The sequence below is a fragment of the Luteimonas mephitis DSM 12574 genome, assembly GCF_000422305.1.
GTDB classification, from domain to species: domain Bacteria; phylum Pseudomonadota; class Gammaproteobacteria; order Xanthomonadales; family Xanthomonadaceae; genus Luteimonas; species Luteimonas mephitis.
This window is the reverse complement of record NZ_KE383817.1, coordinates 245,755-264,846: the sequence shown is the minus strand read 5'-3', so window position 1 is coordinate 264,846 and position 19,092 is coordinate 245,755. Positions and strand designations below refer to the sequence as shown.

The following is a 19,092-nucleotide window of genomic DNA, read 5'->3' as shown; positions in this document are numbered from 1 at the left end:
CTTCTCGGGAGGATGTCACCCATGTTGCATGCACCCCTTGGCCAGGCAGTCAGGCGCGCGCTCCTTGCCACCACCCTTGTCGGCGCTGCACCTGCAGTGCTGGCGCAGGAAGCACAGGCGCCCAGGACCCTCGACCGGATCGTGGTCACCGGATCCAACATCCCGCGCACCGATACCGAGACCGCGTCTCCGGTCCAGGTCATCACCCGCCAGGAAATCGACCGCACCGGCAAGACCACCGTCGCCGAGTACCTGCAGACACTGACGTCCGACGGCGCGGGTTCCATCCCGAAGACCTTTGGCAACGGTTTCGCCTCGGGCGGCGCGGGCGTCTCGCTGCGCGGCCTGGGTGCCGGTTCGACCCTGATCCTGCTCAACGGGCGACGGATGGCGCCGTTCGGCCTCGCCGACGACGGCCAGAAGGTGTTCACCGACCTCAGCACGATTCCGCTGGAAGCAGTCGAACGCATCGACGTGCTGAAGGACGGGGCCTCGGCGATCTATGGTTCCGATGCGATCGCGGGCGTGGTCAACGTCATCCTGCGCAAGGATTTCACCGGCGCGGTGATCAAGGGCTCCTACGGCACTTCGGGCGATAGCGACGGCAACCAGCGCAAGGCGTCGATCACCGCCGGCACCGGTGACCTGGCGAAGGACGGTTTCAATTTCTTCTTCAGCCTCGAAGCCGCGAAGACCGATGCGATCAACGTCAGCGACCGTCGCAATCGCAAGTGGATCGGCACCGGCGACATCCGCCCGTGGGGTTACGACATCGGCGCCGCGACCGCGAACGGATTCCTGCAGGGCAACATCACGCCCGGTGCGATCGATCCGGACACCGGCATCCAGGGCCCAGGCAACTCCGGCAGCACGCCCAACGGCGCCGTGCGCGATCCGGTGACGTTGCAGTACGTCTCGCTGCCGGGCTGCTCGCAGTTCTCCAGCGTGGCGCCGCAGGACCCGAACGGCGGCTGCCTCTGGGATGCCGCGGGGCTGTTCCGGAACCTCACGCCGAAGGAGGAGTACATCAATTTCTTCTCGCGCGGCACCTTCGCGATCAGCGACGAGACCGAGTTCTATACCGAGCTGAGCTATTCGAAGAAGACCAACGACTTCAACAACACGCCCTCCGGCGTGTCCGGGTCGTGGGGATATCCCGGCGGCCCGGTCAATGCCAGCAGCGGGCCGGGCGCGACCGTGCTCGGCGCCGACCACCCCGACAATCCCTACGGCGTGCCGGTGCGCCTGCGCTACTCGGCGTTCGACGTCGGGCCGCGCACCAACCACAACGAGAGTTCGTTCATGCGCTTCCTCCTGGGCATGAACGGCATGCTGGGCGAGTGGGATTACGACGTGGCCTACCTGCATTCGCAGACCGACCTGACCAACACGCGTACCGGCTTCCTGCGCTACAGCCGGGTGGCCGACGTGCTGACCAATCCGGACAGCCCGGTGGGGTACTGGCGCATCGGCGCCAACTCCGGCCTCAACTCGCAGGCGCTTTACGACTACATCTCGCCCACCATCAGCGCCAGGGCGAGCAGCAAGCTCGACATGATCGATGCGCGTGCGCAGCGATCGCTGATGGACCTGCGCGGCGGTGCGCTCGGGCTGGCGCTTGGCCTGGAGTACCGGCGCCAGACGGTCGAGCTGACCCCGCAGACCTTCACCGACATCGGCGACATCATCGGCCTGGGCTACTCCGCCTACGACGGCAAGGAGCAGGTCGCCAGCGCCTATGCCGAGCTGCAGGCGCCGGTGCTCGAATCGCTGGAGTTGAACGCGGCCGTGCGCGTGGACAGCTATGAGGGCGGCGAAACATCGACCACGCCGAAAGTCGGGTTCAAGTGGAAGCCGATGGACTGGATCGCCTTGCGCGCGACGTATGCCGAAGGCTTCCGCGCGCCGAACCCCGCGGAATCGGGCAAGGGCGGGCTGGCGGCCTTCAGCAACGCGCAGGATCCGATCCGCTGCCCGGACGGCGTGAATCCCGCGCCGGGCGGCACCCCGGCCGACTGCCAGGCGCAGGCGGTTGCGATCATCACCTCGCCGAACCCGGACCTGAAGCCGGAGCAGGCCAAGAGCTACACGGTCGGCCTGGTGCTGGATCCCACGCCGAGCACGTCGCTGACCCTGGATGCCTTCGAGATCAAGCGCACCGACGAGATCCTGGGCGGCGATCCGGCAGGCGTGATCGCGGCCAACGGCGACAACGTGCTGCGCAACGACAACGACCTGCCCGGGCTGCCGCACAGCGGCACCCTGCTGGCGGTCAGCACCGGCTACATCAATGCCAATGCCACCACCGTGCGGGGGTTCGACTTCGACGCGCGGCAGCGCTTCGACCTGGGCAATGCCGGGCAGCTGACGCTGGACCTGCAGTGGACGCGCATCAACTCGTTCAAGCGCGACCTCGACGCCACCTTCAACCCCGACGGCTCGCTTGCCACCGCCGCGGAATCGCGTGAGTACGCGGGCACGCACGGCAACTGCGACGTGACCAACTGCATCGGCACGCCAAAGGACCGTGCCAACTTCGGTGCCACCTGGGACGTCAACGCGTTCAAGCTCAGCACGGTGGTGAACTATCGCGGTTCGATGGACAACACGCCGTGGCGGGGCCAGCCGTGCGCAAGCCAGTTCGCCGACGGTTCGCCGGCACCGAGCGGCTGCGAACTCAAGTCGTTCTACACGATCGACCTGTCGGGCAGCTGGAAGCCGACCGAATCCTGGGAAATCTTCGGCTCCGTGGCGAACGTGACCGACAGGATCGCGCCGCTGGATCCGCTGACCTACGGCGGCGTCAACTACAACCCGCTGGACTTCAGCGGCGCGCTTGGCCGGTACTACACCATCGGCATGAAGTACACGTTCAAGTAGTCCGGGGCGCCGCCCGCACAAGGACTCGAATGACACGCCTCCCGCTTCGGCGGGAGGCTTCGCGTTCCTCGCGCAGGCCGCTCAGTCCTCCAGCGCTTCGAGCAGCGGCTGCAGGTATTCGCGGTAGGGCATCCACTTGGGCTGCCCGCGCGCCATGACCCGGTCGCGCACCTGCACCGCGCTGGCGGTGGCCACGCCGCGCGATCGTGACTGGTGTTCGAGCATCGCGGGATCGAAGGCGAGGCCGCAGAACGTCGCGACTTCGCGCATCACCGCCTCCGGTTCGCGGGTCAGGCGGGCATAGTCCACGTCGAGGATCCGCTCCGGCCACCTGGCGTGCCAGTGCGCCATCAGGTGCCGGTACTGGCGGAAGTAGGCCGCAAGTTCGCGCTGGTCGTAAGACCAGGGATTGGCATCGGAAAACAGTTCGCGCAGGTTCGAGAAGCACGTCTCCACCGGATCGCGCACCATGTGCAGGATCCGCGCCTGCGGCAGGGCGCGGCAGATGAAGTCGAGGTTGAGGAAGTTGGAGGGCAGCTTGTCGGTGAAATGCCGTTCGCCCTGCAACCGCCAGGCCAGGCCGTCGAGATATGCGCGGCCCACGGCGGCGAAATCCACCCCGTGGCTGCGTTCGATGAGCGTGGCATCGATCACGCCGCGGCAGTGGTGGTCGGTGGCGTAGCGCATGCAGCTGGTGAAGTCGTACAGCTCGCCAAGGCCGCGCACGCCTGGATGGCCGTCGAGCAGCTGCTCGAGCAGCGTCGTGCCGGAGCGGTGCATGCCGACGATGAAGATCGGCGTTGGCTCGTCTCCGCGTGGCGGGTGCGGGGGGGCAGGCGGTGCCGGCAGCGCGTGGAGTCGCTCGAAAAGTGCCGTCGATTCGTCGGTCGAGTAGCGGATTAGTGCGCGCTTGGCCCGGCATGCCCGGTCCAGCGCATCGGCGGCAGCGGCGTGGTCGCCGATGTCGTCCAGCTCTTTGTGCAGGGCGTAGGCCAGCAGGACGGGTTCCTCGGGTCGTCGCGGCGGCATCGCCAGGCGCTTGCGCAGCGCGTCGACGTGGTTGGCCCCGGGCGTTTGCCGGCGAATCCGCGACAGTGCCCACCATGCCGAGGCCAGTTCGGGTGCCAGTGCGGTGCAGCGCAGCAGGTCCTGTTCCGCTTCGTCGAACCTGCCGAGGTATGTCAGTACCTGGCCGCGCGCCAGCAGCATCGGCGGGTAATCCGGGTCGCCGCGCCTGGCTTCGTCGAGGAGCTGCAGGGCGTCATCCTGCTGGTTGAGGTAGCTCAGCTGCGCGGCGATTGCGAGCAGCAGCGGGATCGGGAGCCTGTCCGGCGGTGGCAAGCGTTCGAGATGGCCACGAAGCGCGGCCACTTCATTGAACGTGCGCAGGCGACTGACAAGGTCGATGGACACGCGCATGTCGCGCGGAGGCGTGGCGTTGGCACGCAGCGCGTAGTCGCGGGCGGCGCGGTAGTGGCCGGCGAGGGATTCGAGGTAGGACAGGCGCACGAGGATGGCGCCGTCCCGCGGCCCCGGTCTTCGAGAAGCCGGAGCAGCAGTGCCCTCGCGGCAGGCATGTTTCCCGAGGCGATGTGGCCTTCGGCGGCGGCGAGGACATCGTTGGGCCCGGTCATCGCCGGATCATACAAAAGGCGGCCGCCCGAAGGCGGCCGCAAAGGAGGAAGAGCACGTTCGCAGGAACGGATTCAGAAGTCGTACTGGACCATGAGCCGGACCATGCGCGGCGCCTGCCACGCGGTGGGGTACTTGTAGAGGTTGGCGCGTGGATTGCCGTCTGCGTCCACGCCGCCGGCCTGCGGATTGCCCGCGCTGTCCTCGCCGTCCTCGTACACGGCGACCGCCTCGTGCGAGCCGGTGACGTTGAAGATATCCGCCTTGAAGGTCAGGCGGCCGTCCGCGAATGCCGGCTTGTACGCGATGTTGAGGTCGAGGGTCTTCGTCCACGGCGTGCGGCCGGCCGAACCGCGCGGAACGACCGTGCTGCCGTTGTCCGCGTTGTCATCCGGGTTCGAGTCCAGGTCGCACGAGAAGTAGGAGTTCGCGTAGCGGGACGTCTCGTAACCACCGAGGTAGCCGAAGCAGTTGATGGGGCGGCCGGACTGGACCAGCAGGTTCGCGCCCACGCTCCACTCGTCGTTGATCTCGTAGTTGCCGAACAGCTTGAGCGAGTGGCGGCGGTCATTGGGCAGGAAGCCATCGGCGCCGATCATCAGTTCGGGATAGTCGAAATCCTGCGTGGTGCCGGTGTCGGCCTGGCCGATGTCGGATTTCACGCCGCCCTCGGCATTGCCCTCGTTCTTCGACCAGGTGTACGAGCCCTGCAGGAAGAACTTCTCGCCCAGCTGGCCTTCCACGAACAGCTCGACGGCCTTGTACGTGCGCTTGGCCTTCGGGCCGAGGAGGTCGGCGGCGACAGGAATGGTCTCCAGCGTGCCGTCGCCATCCACGTCCATGTTGAACGTGGCATCCCGTCCCGGGTTGTACAGCCGGCAATACGGGAAACCCGGGTTCACGTCCTGGATGTCGTATCCGTTTGCATCGGCCCAGTCGAAGATCGGGCGATAGTCGCAGGTGTCGTCGATCGCGCTCTTCAGGCTGCGGTACGTGGCGCGGACGCCGCCCGAGAACGTGTCGGTGAGGGCGGTCTGGAAGCCGAGGATGTACTCGTCCTGGTACTGCGGCTTCAGGTCGTTCATCGCGACCGTCTTGGGGTCCTTGCCGACGCCGAACTCGTTGTTGAGGTAGCGGACCATCTCGCCGTTGGCGGGGTTGATGATCCGGGTCAGTCCGGTGGGCGCCCCGGTGACGGGATCGACGCCGGTGTAGGTGAAGTACTCCTCGCTGTACAGCGAGGCGCTTGCGCCGCGAATGGCGACGTTCGCCGTCAACGGAAGGGCGTAGCGGCCCGCGTTGCCGAAGACCTTGAGGGTCGAATCGCCCTTCACGTCCCAGGAGAAACCGAGGCGGGGTGCGAACTGGTTCTTGATCTTGACGTAGGTCTCGCCGGAGCCGTTCTTGTTCTCGAAGGTGTCCCAGCGCAGGCCGAGGTAGGCGTTGAACTTGTCGGTGATGCTCCAGGTGTCCTCGATGTAGTAGGCCGTCTGGTCCACGTCGACTTCCGCGCCGGTCTTGAACACGCGCTTGCGGACGATGTCATCCCGGTTCTGGTAGCGCCCGTAGCGCCACGCGGCACCGCCGGAGTATGCCGTCCCGTCGACCGTGGTGAAGTTGTCGATGTCCAGGCCGCCGCGGACCAGGTGCGGCCCGATCTGCCACTCCGCGTCGATGCGGTACTGGTCGCGGGTGTCTTCGGCATCGGTCCGCACCAGCGTGCCGGACAGGTTGCAGCCCAGGATGGTGGGCACGGTGCCGTTGAGCGCGTCGGGCCGGACGTCGGTGATGACCGGGCAGCCGGGGACTTCGCCAAGCACGTTGCCGTCGTAGGCCTGGCGGATGCCGGCTGCCGTCACCTGCGAGTTGCTGCGGCTGAAGGAGCCATGCCCGGCCAATGCCGAGATGGTGAAGGAGTCGGTCAGGTATCCCGTGTATTTCAACGAATAGCTGTCGCCGCCGCCTTCGGTGGTGTCGGTGCCGAGGTAGTCGCCGCGCTTCGGAATCCACGATGGCGACCCGGCCACGCCCATGCCGGTGGTGAAATAGTCGGTCTTGGTACGGCGCTTGTCGGATATCCCGGTGAAGGCCAGCAGGTTGCTGTCGTTGATGTTCCAGTCCAGCTTCACCAGCCACATCGGCGCCTTCTGGTTGGCCTCGGTGTTGGGGTCGGCGGAGATGCCGTCGTTGCTTCCCGGGTAATCGTCGATCGACGAACGCCCGTACTGCACCAGGCCGTAGGCGAAGAGCTTGTCCTGGACGAGCGCGCCGCTGGCCCAGACTGCGGTGGTCGCGCGCCACCCGTTGTCCTTGGAGTTGTTCTCAGCGAGTACGCCGTTGGGATAGAACAGGTCAGGGGCAGTGCCCGCCAGCGCCTGTGGTTCCCAGAACATGTTGGCGCCCGCGTGGAACTCGTTGGTGCCGCGCTTGGTGATGATGTTGAGCACGCCACCGGTCGAACGCCCGAACTCCGCGCCGTAGCCGCCGGTCTTGACCTGCTGCTGTGCAACGGCCTCGAACGGCAGCTGGGTGAAATTGAGGTTCTTGAAGGTGTTGGTGACGTTGAAGCCGTTGACGTAGTACTGGTTCTCCGCCACGGACGAGCCGCCGAAGGACGCCAGGTTCCCGAATGCGGCATCGCCCTTGACCGTGCCCGGCGCCAGCAATGCGACGCTGGTGACATCGCGCGCCACCGGGATCTTCGCGATCTGGGCCGCGGTCAGGATCGTCGTCGACTCGACCGAGGAAACGTCGATGGGATTGACGGCCGACGCGGTGACCTGGATGCGGTCAAGGGTGGTGGGCCCGCCGGCCGAAGCGGTGGCGAAGTTCACCGACGTGCCGGTGCCGACGTTCACCGCGACGTTCTCGCGCACCTGCCTGGAACCGTCGGCACGCTCCAACGTGACCTTGTAGACGCCGGTCGGCAGTGCCGAGGCGCGATACTGCCCGTCGCTGCCGACGCTGATGGTCCGCGAGAATCCGGTTGCCGGGTTCTCGATCTGCACCTTGTCGCCGGCACTGGCCTGGCCGAAGACCGAGCCTGCGGTGTTGGACTGGGCGTGGACGGATGTGGCGAAGCAAAGGGTCAGTGCTGCGCACAGCGCGGTGCGTTGATAGCTCTTGCGATAGCGTTGCTGCTTCAAGGTCTCTCTCCCCTCGGTAAAGCACGAGAATTCCCGGCCGGCATGGGCCGGGGGTGATGGCGGCCGCACTCAGGCCCCCCTGCATGGGGCCGCCATTTGCCAGTAAATCACTGCGTCGGATCCGAAAAGACGAAGCAGTTCAAAGAACGCAAGCCGTGCACACGATTTCGCCCATGCATGCCAAGCCCTGATGGGTGGGGGCGATTTATCCTGAAGCGCCGCGTGCCGTGCCTCGCGCCGTGCCTCGCGGGATGGTCCGCGTGCCGCCAATCGCGCGCATTCCAAACGCCGGATGCGATAAGACTCACAAAATTGTCGTGATGACAATCAAGTTTCTTGGAGCGCCATCAGCAGCCAGCTTGATCGCTTAAGGCAGCTGTCTGCGATTCGCGGCATCCAACGCCGCGATACCCGAGGCTGCCTTGCCGGCTGTGTCGCGGGTCGCCAGACGATCACGCGCGAGCCCGCCAATGCAGGAAGGCGGGCCTTCCGGCCCGCCTTCCTCGTGCATGCAGTGGTCGAGCCGGCGGCTCAGCGGGCGAGTTCGAACACCACGTCCAGGTTCGCCGTCAGCGTGGTTTCGCCGGGGGACACGGGCGAGGATTGGGCGCGATCGAAACTGGCGGCCTTGGCCATCATCATCGGACGCGGCGGCTGGAAACCACCGCCCTCGCTGATGCTGACGATGCGCTGCACCTTCATGCCCAGCGACTTGGCGTACATCTGCGCGCGCTGCTGCGCCTTCTCCAGCGCCGCGCGGCGGGCTTCGTCGTAGACGGCCTCGGGCTGGTCGATCTCGAAGCTGGGACCGTTGACCTGGTTGGCGCCGCTGGCCACCAGCGCGTCGAGCACCTCGCCGAGCTTGCCGATCTCGCGCACCTTGATGCTGACCGTGTTGCTGGCCTGGTAGCCGGTGATCGTCGGCGGCTGGTTGTCCGTGTACTTGTACTGCGGGTTGATGCTGATGCCGCTGGTCTGGATGTCCTTCTCGGCAATGCCTGCGGCCTTGATCGCGGCCATCACCTTGTTCATCTGGGCAGCGTTGGCCGACAGCGCGGCGTTGGCGTCGGCGGCCTGGGTCACCACGCCGGTCGACAGCGAGGCCACGTCGGGCACGCGGCTGGCTTCGGCCTGGGCTGAGACGGAGAGCAGGGTGCCGTCGCTGGACGCGACCGTAGGGGTGGTGTTCTGGGCGCAGGCAGTCATGGTCAGGCAACTCAGGGCAAGGGCGCTGGCGAGCGCGAGGGGGCGGAGGGGGTTGCGAAGCATGGTGGTCTCCATCGTGGACGGGGGCAGGGTCGGTGCCGTCCAGTGAACGGGCCGTGAGCCTGAATGGGGTTGGGGCGCGCTGAACCGGAGCCGTGCCGGGCCTGCGGGTTATTCTTTCACGATGCTGCACCTTGCCTCGCAATCCCCCCGTCGCCGTGAACTCCTGGGCCGTCTCGGCGTGGAATTCGGCGTGCTCGACATCGACGTGCCCGAGCGGCGCGACCCCGCCGAGGCCCCTGCCGACTACGTGCGCCGGGTGGCGCGCGAGAAGGCCGGCGCCGGCCTGCTGCGGGTGGGGGTGCCGGGCGCGGTGGTGCTGGGCGCCGATACCGAGGTGGTGCTGGGCGATGAGGTCTTCGGCAAGCCGCGCGATGAACGCGACGCCGCGGCGATGCTGCGCCGGCTGTCGGGCCGCACGCACGAGGTGGTTTCGGCGGTGTCGCTGGTGTCAGCGGCACGCGAGGCGCAGGCGGTGTCCGTGTCGCAGGTGACGTTTGCCGAAATCTCCGAGGCGCAGATCGCGGCCTACGTGGCGACCGGCGAGCCGATGGGCAAGGCCGGCGCGTATGCGATCCAGGGCCGCGGCGAGGCCTTCATCCGGCATCTGTCCGGGAGCTATTCGGGGGTGATGGGCCTGCCGCTGCACGAGACCAGCGAACTGCTGTCGCAGTTCGGGATCGGGCACGGGGACGGCTGCTCCGATCGGGTGCCAGCATGAGCGAGGAGATCCTGGTCAACGTCACCCCGCGCGAAACCCGCGTGGCCGTGGTCGAGAACGGCATGCTGCAGGAGCTGCACATCGAGCGCGGCTGGTCGCGCGGCGTGGTCGGCAACATCTACAAGGGCCGGGTGCAGCGGGTGATGCCGGGGATGCAGGCGGCGTTCGTCGAGATCGGCCTGGATCGCGCGGCGTTCCTGCATGCCAGCGACGTGATGCGTTCGCTGCCGACGCCGGAAATCGCCGGCGACGCGACCGCCGCCCCGCAGCCGCCGCCGCCGGTGCCACCGATCAGCGAACTGCTGCGCGACGGGCAGGATATCGTGGTGCAGGTGGTCAAGGATCCGATCGGCAGCAAGGGCGCGCGGCTGACGACCCAGATCAGCATCCCGTCGCGTTACCTGGTGCTGCTGCCGCAATCGCGCACGATCGGCGTGTCCGCGCGGATCGAGGACGAGACCGAGCGTGCGCGGTTGAAGACGCTGATCGGCGAACTGGTTGCCGACGGCCACCGGCACGGCTACATCGTCCGCACCAACGCCGAGGGCCAGCCGTCCGAAGCGCTGGCCGAAGACATCGCCTACCTGGGTCGCGCCTGGGCGCTGATCGAGCGGCAGGTGCGCGAAGCGCCGGTGGGCGCGCGCATCTACGAAGACCTGACCCTGCCGATGCGCGCGGTGCGCGACCTGATGCGCCGCGACGTGGAGAAGGTAAAGGTCGATTCGCGCGAGACCTGCGAACGCCTGCGCACGTTCGCCGCGCAGTACATGCCGGGGCTGGCCGAGAAGATCGAACACTATTCCGGCACGCGGCCGGTGTTCGACCTGTATGGCGTCGAGGACGAGATCCAGCGCGCGCTGGAGAAGGAAGTGCCGCTGAAATCCGGTGGCTACCTGGTCATCGACCAGACCGAGGCGATGACTACGGTCGACGTCAACACCGGCTCGTTCCTGGGTCAGCGCAACCTCGAGGAAACCGTCTACCGGACCAACCTCGAGGCCGCGCAGGCGGTGGCCAGGCAGCTGCGGCTGCGCAACCTCGGCGGCATCATCATCATCGACTTCATCGACATGACCGACGCCGAACACCGGCGCCAGGTGCTGCGCACGCTGGAAAAATCGCTCACGCGCGACCACGCCAAGACCACGGTGTACGACTTCTCGCCGCTGGGCCTGGTGGAGATGACCCGCAAGCGCACGGTCGAAAGCCTGCAGCGGCAGCTCAGCGAGCCCTGTCACGAGTGCGGCGGCCGCGGCATGCTCAAGACCGCCGAAACGGTGACCTACGAGATCTTCCGCGAGATCGTCCGCGCGGTGCGCCAGTTCGAGGCCGCGCGGCTGCTGGTGATCGCGTCGCCCAAGGTCGTCGGGCGCATCACCGACGAGGAGTCGGCGGCGGTGGCGGAGCTGGAGGAGTTCCTCGGCAAGTCGATCCGTTTCCAGGCCGACGAGCAGTACCTGCAGGAGCAGTTCGATGTCGTGCTGCTGTAGGGCCGGGAATCGGGAATCGGGAATCGGGAATCGGGAAAGCCGAAACAGCCGCGGCCCTGGATGCGTGTCATCGGCTCGCTGGGCTTCCATGCCGTCCTGCGTGATGTCGAAAGACGATGACCGGCTGCTAAAGAACCCGCCCTTCCGATTCCCGATTCCCGATTCCCGATTCTCGCCACTGCGCGGGGCGCGACGCTGATGCCGAAAGCCTGGCACAGCCACCTGCGCCGCGTCCGCCGCGGTGCCTGGTACGTGGTGGCCGTCGTGCTGGTGGTGATGGCGCTGGTGGCCGGCGCGGTCAGCCAGGTGCTGCTGCCCTGGGCCGAGCGGCATCCCGAGCGGATTGAGGCCTGGCTCAGCGCGCAGGCCGGCCGCAGCGTGCGTTTCGACCACGTGCAGACGCAGTGGACCCGGCGCGGCCCGCTGCTGCGCCTGGACGGCCTGCGCATCGGCGACGGCGCCGACGCGGTGCCGATCGGCGCGGCGGAAGTGCTGGTGTCGCAGTACGCGGGCCTGTTGCCGGGCAGTTCGTTCACCGAACTGCGCCTGCGCGGGCTGGAACTGACCCTGCAGCGCGACGGCGACGGTCGCTGGCAGGTGCGCGGCCTGCCCGCTGCGCAGCACGCCACCGGCGATCCGTTTTCCTCGCTCGAAGGCCTGGGCGAGCTGCAGGTGATCGGCGGCAAGCTGCGCATCCAGGCGCCGGCGCTGGGCATCGACGCACAGGTGCCGCGGATCGACCTGCGCCTGCGCGTCGACGGACAGCGCGTGCGCATCGGCGCGCGGGCGTGGATGCGCGACGATGCCGCGCCGGTGGAGGCGCGCGTCGATTTCCAGCGCGACGACGGCAACGGGCGCGGCTATGTCGCGGCGAAGCAGGCCAGGCTCTCGGCGTGGTCGCCGCTGCTGCACGCGGTGGGCGTCACCGTCGCCGACGGCAGCGGCAGGATCGAGGCGTGGACCACGCTGCGCGGGCACCGGATTGCGGTGGCCACGGTCGACGCCGACCTGCGTGCGCTGCAGCTGCGCGGCGCGCGGCTCGCGCCGTCCGATGCCGCGCCGCAGGTGGCTTTCGGCAGCGTGCAGCTGCGTGGCCGCTGGCAAACGGTCGAAGATGGCTGGCGTTTCGACGCCGCGCGCCTGCGCGTGGGGGATGGCCGCGATGCGCAGGTGCTCGACGGGCTGGTCGCCGCCGGCGGGCGACGCCAGGCGCTGTTGGCTTCGCGCATCGATGCGGGTCCGCTGCTGGCGCTGGTCGCACTCAGCGATCGGGTGGCGCCGGGCGTGCGGCAGTGGCTGCTCGACGGCAAGCCCGATGCGGTGCTGCACGACGTGGCGCTGGCGGGTGTTCGCGGTGGCGCGCTCAGCGCGCACGCGCGGATCGAAGGCCTGCGTTTCGCGACGCACGGCCACGCACCAGGGATCAGCGGCCTGGGCGGCACGCTCGACGGCGATGCGGACGGGCTGGTGTTCGACTTCGACCCGAAGGCTGCGCTGCGCTTCGACTGGCCGAGCGGTTTCGGCCCGCCGCACGACGTGCACCTGCGCGGGCGCGTGGCCGGCTGGCGGGACGGAGGCGGCTGGCGCGTGGAAACCCCTGCGCTGCGCATCGACGGAACCGACTATGCGGCCGACGTGCGCGGCGGCATGGAATTCCAGGGCGATGGAACGCTGCCGCGCATCGACGTCGCCGCGCGGCTCGACGACACGCGGGTCCCGGTCGCCAAGCGTTTCTGGGTGCGCCACCTGATGTCGCCGGCGACGTTGCACTGGCTCGACACCGCACTGGTCGACGGTCGCGTGGTCGGCGGCCGCGCGGTGGTGTCCGGCGACCTCGACGACTGGCCGTTCCACACCGCGGAGCACACCGGGCTGTTCGAGGCGAGCGCGCGGCTGGAAGGCGCGGTGGTGAAGTTCCAGCCCGACTGGCCCGCGGCCGACCACATCGACGGCGACGTGCGTTTCGTCGGCAACGGCTTCACGGTGGACGGGCGCGGCGCGATCGCCGGCGTCGCGATCCCGCGGCTGGACGCCGGGATCGCCGACTTCCACGAGGCCGACCTCAAGGTCGCCGCGGACGCGAAGGGCGACGCGGCGAAGCTGCTCGCGCTGCTGCAGCACAGCTCGCTGCGCACGCAGCATGCCCAGACGCTCGACAACCTCGCCGCAAGCGGGCCGGTCACGGCCACGTTCGCGCTCGACCTGCCGCTGCACCACGACGCGCCGGCGCCGAAGATCGACGGCCGCGTCGAGCTGGCCGGCGTCAGCCTCGGCGAGAAGCGCTGGAAACTGGCCTTCGACGACGTGCGCGGCACGGCGACGTACGACCACGAAGGCTTTGGCGCCAACGGATTGCGTGCGACCCACGAAGGCCAGCCGGGCACGCTGGCGCTGCGCGCCGGCGCCGGGCACGTCCGCGATCGCAGCCAGGCGTTCGAGGCCGAGGTCGCCGCGACGCTCGACGCCCATGAACTGCTCGACCAGGCGCCGGAGATGGCGTGGCTCAAGCCGTACGTCAGCGGTCGCTCCGCGTGGAAGGTGGCGGTGTCGATCGGTGCCGCCACGGCGGCCGGCGCCGAGCCGCCGACGCAGCTGCGCCTGCATTCGAACCTCGAGGGCACCACGCTCGGGCTGCCTGCGCCGCTGGACAAGCCCGCGGCGACGGCGCTGCCCACCATGGTGGCCACGACGCTGCCGCTGGGAGCCGGTGACATCAACGTCAGCTTCGGCCAGCGCCTGGCGCTGCGTGCCCGCAGCGCGAACGACCGTACCGGCGTGCGCGTGGTGCTGGGCAGCAACCGCGTCGACGAGGCACCGCCGACGTCGGGGCTCGTCGCCACCGGGCGCACGCCGGAGCTGGACGCAATCGACTGGATGGCGCTGACAACCGGCGGCAGCGGCGGCGATGCGCTGCCGCTGCGCCGGATAGACGTCGTCGCCGATCGCCTGCTGCTGCTCGGGGGCAGTTTTCCGCGGACGCGGCTGCACGCGCAGCCTTCGGCGGCGGGCACCGACGTTCGCGTCGATGGCCCGCGCCTCGCAGGCGGCCTGTCGATCCCGCGCGCCGAGCGCGCGCCGATCACCGGCAGCTTCTCGAAGGTGTTCTGGAGCAGCGCCACCGCGGCCGCATCCACGGCCACCACGTCCCCGGCAGGTGCGGTGGCCGAAGCAGCAGCGGGACAGGCGCCGGCTGCGGGCGCGCAAGCGACGCCGCCCGCGGGCGGCGACGACATCGACCCGTCCAAGGTGCCGCCGCTGGACATTGCCATCGATGCGCTGCATTTCGGCGATGCCGCGCTCGGCAAGGCGGAGGTGCATACACGCCCGGTGGCCGGCGGGCTGCGCTTCGAGCGCGTGCAGACGCGTTCGCCCGAGCATCGGATCGACGTCAGCGGCGACTGGCTGGGCCGCGGCGCCGGTGCGCGCACGCGATTGAAGGCCGACGTGCACAGCGAGGATTTCGGCGCCTTGCTCGCCGGATTCGGATACGGCGGCCGCCTTGCCGGCGGCGACGGCGACGCGCACCTCGATGCAACCTGGCCGGGCAGTCCGGCCGGGTTCCGGCTGGCCGACCTGCAGGGCAAGCTGGCGCTCACCGCCAAGGACGGGCGGCTGGTGGAGGTCGAACCCGGCGCCGGGCGCGTGCTCGGCCTGCTCAGCGTGGCCGAGCTGCCGCGCCGGCTGATGCTGGATTTCCGCGACCTGTTCTCCAAGGGCTTCGCCTTCAACCGGATCGGCGGCACCGTAGAATTCGGCAACGGCCAGGCGCGCAGCGACGACATGAACATCGACGGCCCGGCCGCCGAGATCCGTATCCACGGCAGCGCAGACCTGCGTGCGCAGACCTTCGACCAGCACATCGAGGTGCTGCCCAAGTCCGGCAACCTGCTGACGGTCGCGGGCGCGCTGGCCGGCGGCCCGGTCGGCGCCGCGGTCGGCGCGCTGACCAACGCGGTGCTGAAGAAACCGCTGGGCGAAATGGGCGCGAAGAGCTATCGCGTGACCGGGCCTTGGAAGGATCCCAAGGTGGAAGTGTCCGGACGCGAGCAGGCGCCGCCGCCGCCCGCGCCGCAGCCCGGCTCGACACCATCGGCGAACGATGCGGGCGAAGCGCCTGCCGCCGTGGCGCCGCCGCTTCCCGCCGACGGCGCCGCGCAGGCGGCTTCCGGCTTGCCAAACGACGCCGCGGCCCCAAACTCGACACCATGACGACCACCACCGATTCACCGCTCGCACTCGCCCGGACCCGCCTGCTGGCGCCCGCCGGCCTCGACCCCCGCGGACTCGAACGCACCTTCGGCGCGCTGCTCGGCCCCGGCATCGACTTCGGCGACCTGTATTTCCAGCACGCCCGGCGCGAGGGCTGGACGGTGGAGGACGGCATCGTCAAGGACGGTGCGCACTCGATCGAGCAGGGCGTGGGCGTGCGCGCGATCTCCGGCGAGAAGACGGGTTTCGCCTATTCCGACGACATCAACGCCGAAGCGCTGCTGGCCTCGGCGCACTCCGCGCGCGCGATCGCGCGCGACGGCGACGGCCACGTCGCGCGCACGCTGGTCGCGGGGCATGGCCGGCAGCTGTACGCGCCGCACGATCCGATCGACGCGATGGGCAACGAGGCCAAGGTCGAGGCGCTGCGCCGCGTCGACCAGCTGCTGCGCGCCGCCGACCCGCGGGTGAAGCAGGTGATGGTGGGCCTGACCGGCGGCGTCGACACGATCCTGGTCGCGCGCAGCGACGGCGTGCTCGCCGGCGACGTGCGCCCGCTGGTGCGCATGAACATCCAGGTGATCGTGGAGCAGGGCGGTCGCCGCGAGTCGGGCTTTGCCGGCTACGGCGGGCGCTATTCGTATGCCGAGCTGCTCGGCGACGGCAAGCCGGAGAAGTTCGCGCGCGAGGCGCTGCGACAGGCGCTGGTCAATCTCGAAGCGGTCGACGCACCGGCCGGCGTGATGCCGGTGGTGCTCGGCGCCGGCTGGCCCGGCGTGCTGCTGCACGAAGCGGTCGGCCACGGGCTGGAAGGCGATTTCAACCGCAAGGGCACCAGCACCTACGCCGGCCGCATGGGCCAGCGCGTTGCCTCGCCCGGCGTGACCATCGTCGACGACGGCACCCTCGACGGCCGCCGCGGCTCGCTCAACATCGACGACGAGGGCACGCCGACCCAGTGCACTACGCTGATCGAGGACGGCGTGCTCACCGGCTACATGCAGGACACGCTCAACGCGCGCCTGACGGGCGCCGCTCCGACCGGCAACGGCCGCCGCGAATCGTTCGCGCACCTGGTGATGCCGCGCATGACCAATACCTACATGCTCGCCGGCACGCACGACCCGGAGGAGATGATCCGTTCGGTGAAGAAGGGCCTGTACGCGGTCAACTTCGGCGGCGGCCAGGTCGACATCACCAACGGCAAGTACGTGTTCTCGGCGACCGAGGCCTACCTGATCGAGGACGGCAAGGTCACCGCGCCGGTGAAGGGCGCGACCCTGATCGGCAACGGCCCGGAAACGATGCAGAAGGTGAAGATGATCGGCCACGACCTGGCGCTGGACGACGGCGTCGGCGTGTGCGGCAAGGACGGCCAGAGCGTGCCGGTGGGCGTGGGCCAGCCGTCGCTGCTGATCGAGGGCCTGACCGTCGGCGGCACCCAGGCCTGATGCTTGCAATGCGCCCCATGCGTCCCATGCACCCTTGCAGGAGCGGCTTCAGCCGCGAGCTTTTCGCTTCCGCGGGCGGCGGTAAAGAGATCGCGGCTGAAGCCGCTCCTACGAAAGCCGACGGATCAGACGGTTTCGTCGTCGCCGGGCTCGCCTGCTTCCAGCAGTTCCTTCACCGCGCGGAACAGCTCGCGGAACGCATGCGGCGGCTTGTTGCGCTTGCGTTCGTCGAGCGTGTTGCGGACCAGCTGGCGCAGCTGCTGGCGGTCGGCGGACGGATGCAGTTCGATCAGCTCGGCCAGCGCGGCGTCGCTTTCTTCCAGCAGGCGTTCGCGCCAGCGTTCGGCGCGGTGCAGCAGCGCGGTTCCCTGGCGCGCGGCTTCGCCGCCGGCGTCGAGCGCGTCGCGGATCCCGTCCAGCACTTCGTCGTCCTCGCGCCGCATCTGCTTGGCCAGGAACGCCATCTGCCGCTTGCGCGCGATGTGCGAGCCGATGCGCTGCACGTCGGCGATATGCGGAAGCAGGTCCCCGGGGATCGGCAGCTTCGACAGCTGGCTCGCGCTCAGCGCGGACAGCTGCTGGGCCAGCGCCAGTACGTCCAGCGCATCGCGCCGCTGCTGGCTGCGGCTGGCGCCCAGGAATTCGCCGGTGTCTTCGTCTCGTCCGCGCATGCTGGCTGCCGTGTAGTTGGTTGATTCTGTTCTTCGCCGCGGCAAGAACCCGCTTTCGCCTCCGTCAGGATAATCCATTGAGCAACGTTCCCACTTCCCGCATCGAAGCCGCCGCCGGCGATGACAGCCTGCAGCGGCTCGACCATCTCGAAGCCATCTCCGCGCGCCTGCTCGAGCGCTGCCGCGCCGCCGGCGCCAGCCAGGCCGAGGTGTCGTGCTCGGAGGAGCGCGGGCTCAACGTCAACGTGCGCATGGGCAGCGTCGAGACGGTCGAGTCGACCCGCGACCGCGGCATCTCCGTCACCGTCTACTTCGGCCAGCGCAAGGGCAGCGCCAGCACCGCCGACCTGCGCGAGGAAAGCCTGCAGGCCACGGTCGACCAGGCCTGCGCGATCGCCAGGTTCACCGAGGACGACCCGGCCGCCGGCCTCGCCGACGCCGGACTGATGGCCACCGACCTGCGCGAGTTCGACGGCTGGCATCCGTGGGCGCTGGATGCCGATCGCGCGGTCGACCTCGCGCTGGCCTGCGAAAGCGCCGGGCGCGATACCGATGCGCGCATCGCCAACTCCGACGGCGCCTCGGTCGGCAGCGGCGAATCGCTGAGCGTGTACGCCAACTCGCACGGCTTCGTCGGCCACGACCGCAGCACCCAGCACAGCATCGGCTGCGCGCTGATCGCCGGGCAGGGCGCGGACATGCAGCGCGACGGCTGGTACAGCCTGGCGCTGGCCGAATCCGACCTCGAATCGCCGGCCGCGATCGGCCGCCACGCCGCGCAGCGCGCACTCGCACGACTGGCGCCGCGACAGCTCGCCACCGGCGAGTACCCGGTGCTGTTCGCCAGCGAGATGGCGCGTTCGCTCATCGGCCACCTGCTCGGCGCGGTTTCCGGCGGCGCGCTGTACCGGCGCGCGAGCTTCCTGGTCGACAGTGCCGGCACGCAGCTGTTCCCGGACTGGTTCTCGATCCACGAGCGCCCCTTCCTGCCGCGCGGCCTGCGTTCGGCGGCTTTCGATGCCGAAGGCGTGGCCACCCGCGAGTCGGCGCTGGTCGAGGCCGGCGTGCTGCAGCGCTACGTGCTGGGCAGCTATTCGGCGCGCAAGCTGGGGCTGCAGACCACGGCCAATGCCGGCGGCGTGCACAACCTGGAAGTCGCGGCGAACGCCGGCGACCTCGACGCGATGCTGCGCGACATGGGCCGCGGCCTGCTGGTCACCGAGCTGATGGGGCAGGGCGTCAACAACATCACCGGCGACTACTCGCGCGGCGCGGCCGGGTTCTGGATCGAGGACGGCGCGATCTCGCACGCGGTGGACGGCATCACCATCGCCGGCAACCTCAAGGCCATCTTCCAGGCCATCGAAGCGGTCGGCAGCGATGTCGATCCGCGCTCGCACGTGGGCACGGGTTCGATCCTGGTCGGCAAGATGACGGTGGCCGGCGGGCAGTAATCCGGCGGGCAGCAATCACAGCCGTTCGCCCGCGCGGCGCGCGGCGGCGCGGTTGCCATGGCAGGCGCGCGGGCTCGGCCTGGCGGATCGGGAAGAGGATTGCCGCAGGCGGGTGCCGGCAAGCCCGCCACCCGCAACCAGCTCGCGCCTGGCAGCTTCCGGCGCCGATTGA

At 69.1% G+C, this 19,092-nt stretch carries 10 protein-coding genes; 6 read left to right on the top strand and 4 right to left on the bottom strand.

The features are described from left to right. Positions 1-21: 21 nt before the first annotated feature. Complete coding sequence (locus H570_RS0114920) at positions 22-2,880, top strand: TonB-dependent receptor (RefSeq protein ID WP_027081434.1); 2,859 nt, start codon at positions 22-24, stop codon at positions 2,878-2,880. 81 nt (positions 2,881-2,961) lie between these two features. Here H570_RS0114920 and H570_RS17830 read toward each other — a convergent pair whose 3' ends face one another. The 3 genes from H570_RS17830 to H570_RS0114905 all read right to left on the bottom strand — a co-directional run bounded on the left by H570_RS17830 (position 2,962) and on the right by H570_RS0114905 (position 8,927). Then, positions 2,962-4,389 carry a sulfotransferase family protein gene (locus H570_RS17830; protein WP_051176464.1) on the bottom strand — a complete coding sequence of 476 codons (1,428 nt, stop codon included), beginning with the start codon at positions 4,387-4,389 and terminating at the stop codon, positions 2,962-2,964. A 197-nt stretch (positions 4,390-4,586) separates the two neighbouring features. Then, a complete protein-coding gene (locus tag H570_RS17825; protein WP_051176463.1) occupies positions 4,587-7,658 on the bottom strand; it encodes a TonB-dependent receptor in 3,072 nt (1,023 codons plus the stop codon). A 531-nt stretch (positions 7,659-8,189) separates the two neighbouring features. Continuing rightward, positions 8,190-8,927, bottom strand: coding sequence for an SIMPL domain-containing protein (locus H570_RS0114905; protein ID WP_027081433.1), 738 nt, complete (start codon positions 8,925-8,927; stop codon positions 8,190-8,192). Between the two features lie 121 nt (positions 8,928-9,048). Between H570_RS0114905 and H570_RS17820 the strand changes: the two genes are divergently transcribed. The 4 genes from H570_RS17820 to tldD all read left to right on the top strand — a co-directional run bounded on the left by H570_RS17820 (position 9,049) and on the right by tldD (position 16,795). Then, positions 9,049-9,645 (top strand): Maf family protein, encoded by a 597-nt coding sequence (locus H570_RS17820; protein ID WP_051176462.1) that lies wholly within the window; start codon positions 9,049-9,051, stop codon positions 9,643-9,645. Next, positions 9,642-11,135: a ribonuclease G gene (gene rng, locus H570_RS0114895; protein ID WP_027081432.1), complete on the top strand. Its 1,494-nt coding sequence runs from the start codon at positions 9,642-9,644 to the stop codon at positions 11,133-11,135. The genes H570_RS17820 and rng overlap by 4 nt, the downstream gene beginning before the upstream one ends. A gap of 198 nt (positions 11,136-11,333) precedes the next feature. Beyond that, on the top strand, positions 11,334-15,344 hold the full coding sequence (locus H570_RS17815) for a YhdP family protein (protein WP_084500294.1): 4,011 nt from the start codon (positions 11,334-11,336) through the stop codon (positions 15,342-15,344). Then, the gene (gene tldD, locus H570_RS0114885) at positions 15,341-16,795 is read left to right on the top strand and encodes a metalloprotease TldD (RefSeq protein WP_027081431.1); all 1,455 of its coding nucleotides are present in this window, start codon (positions 15,341-15,343) and stop codon (positions 16,793-16,795) included. Before H570_RS17815 ends, tldD begins: the two co-directional genes overlap by 4 nt. Positions 16,796-16,920: 125 nt before the next feature. On the opposite strand, the gene yjgA is transcribed toward tldD, so the two are convergent. Beyond that, on the bottom strand, positions 16,921-17,466 hold the full coding sequence (gene yjgA / locus H570_RS0114880) for a ribosome biogenesis factor YjgA (RefSeq protein WP_027081430.1): 546 nt from the start codon (positions 17,464-17,466) through the stop codon (positions 16,921-16,923). Between the two features lie 77 nt (positions 17,467-17,543). On the opposite strand from yjgA, the gene pmbA reads away from it, so the two are divergent. Next, positions 17,544-18,920: a metalloprotease PmbA gene (gene pmbA, locus H570_RS0114875; RefSeq protein WP_417472771.1), complete on the top strand. Its 1,377-nt coding sequence runs from the start codon at positions 17,544-17,546 to the stop codon at positions 18,918-18,920. Positions 18,921-19,092: the final 172 nt, after the last annotated feature.

What these genes read in the sequence shown, in the direction of transcription:
- H570_RS0114920 (WP_027081434.1), top strand. Translation starts at nt 22, where the DNA reads ATGTTGCATGCACCCCTTGGCCAGGCAGTCAGGCGCGCGCTCCTTGCC.
- H570_RS0114905 (WP_027081433.1), bottom strand. Translation starts at nt 8,927, where the DNA reads ATGCTTCGCAACCCCCTCCGCCCCCTCGCGCTCGCCAGCGCCCTTGCC.
- H570_RS17820 (WP_051176462.1), top strand. Translation starts at nt 9,049, where the DNA reads ATGCTGCACCTTGCCTCGCAATCCCCCCGTCGCCGTGAACTCCTGGGC.
- rng (WP_027081432.1), top strand. Translation starts at nt 9,642, where the DNA reads ATGAGCGAGGAGATCCTGGTCAACGTCACCCCGCGCGAAACCCGCGTG.
- H570_RS17815 (WP_084500294.1), top strand. Translation starts at nt 11,334, where the DNA reads ATGCCGAAAGCCTGGCACAGCCACCTGCGCCGCGTCCGCCGCGGTGCC.
- tldD (WP_027081431.1), top strand. Translation starts at nt 15,341, where the DNA reads ATGACGACCACCACCGATTCACCGCTCGCACTCGCCCGGACCCGCCTG.
- yjgA (WP_027081430.1), bottom strand. Translation starts at nt 17,466, where the DNA reads ATGCGCGGACGAGACGAAGACACCGGCGAATTCCTGGGCGCCAGCCGC.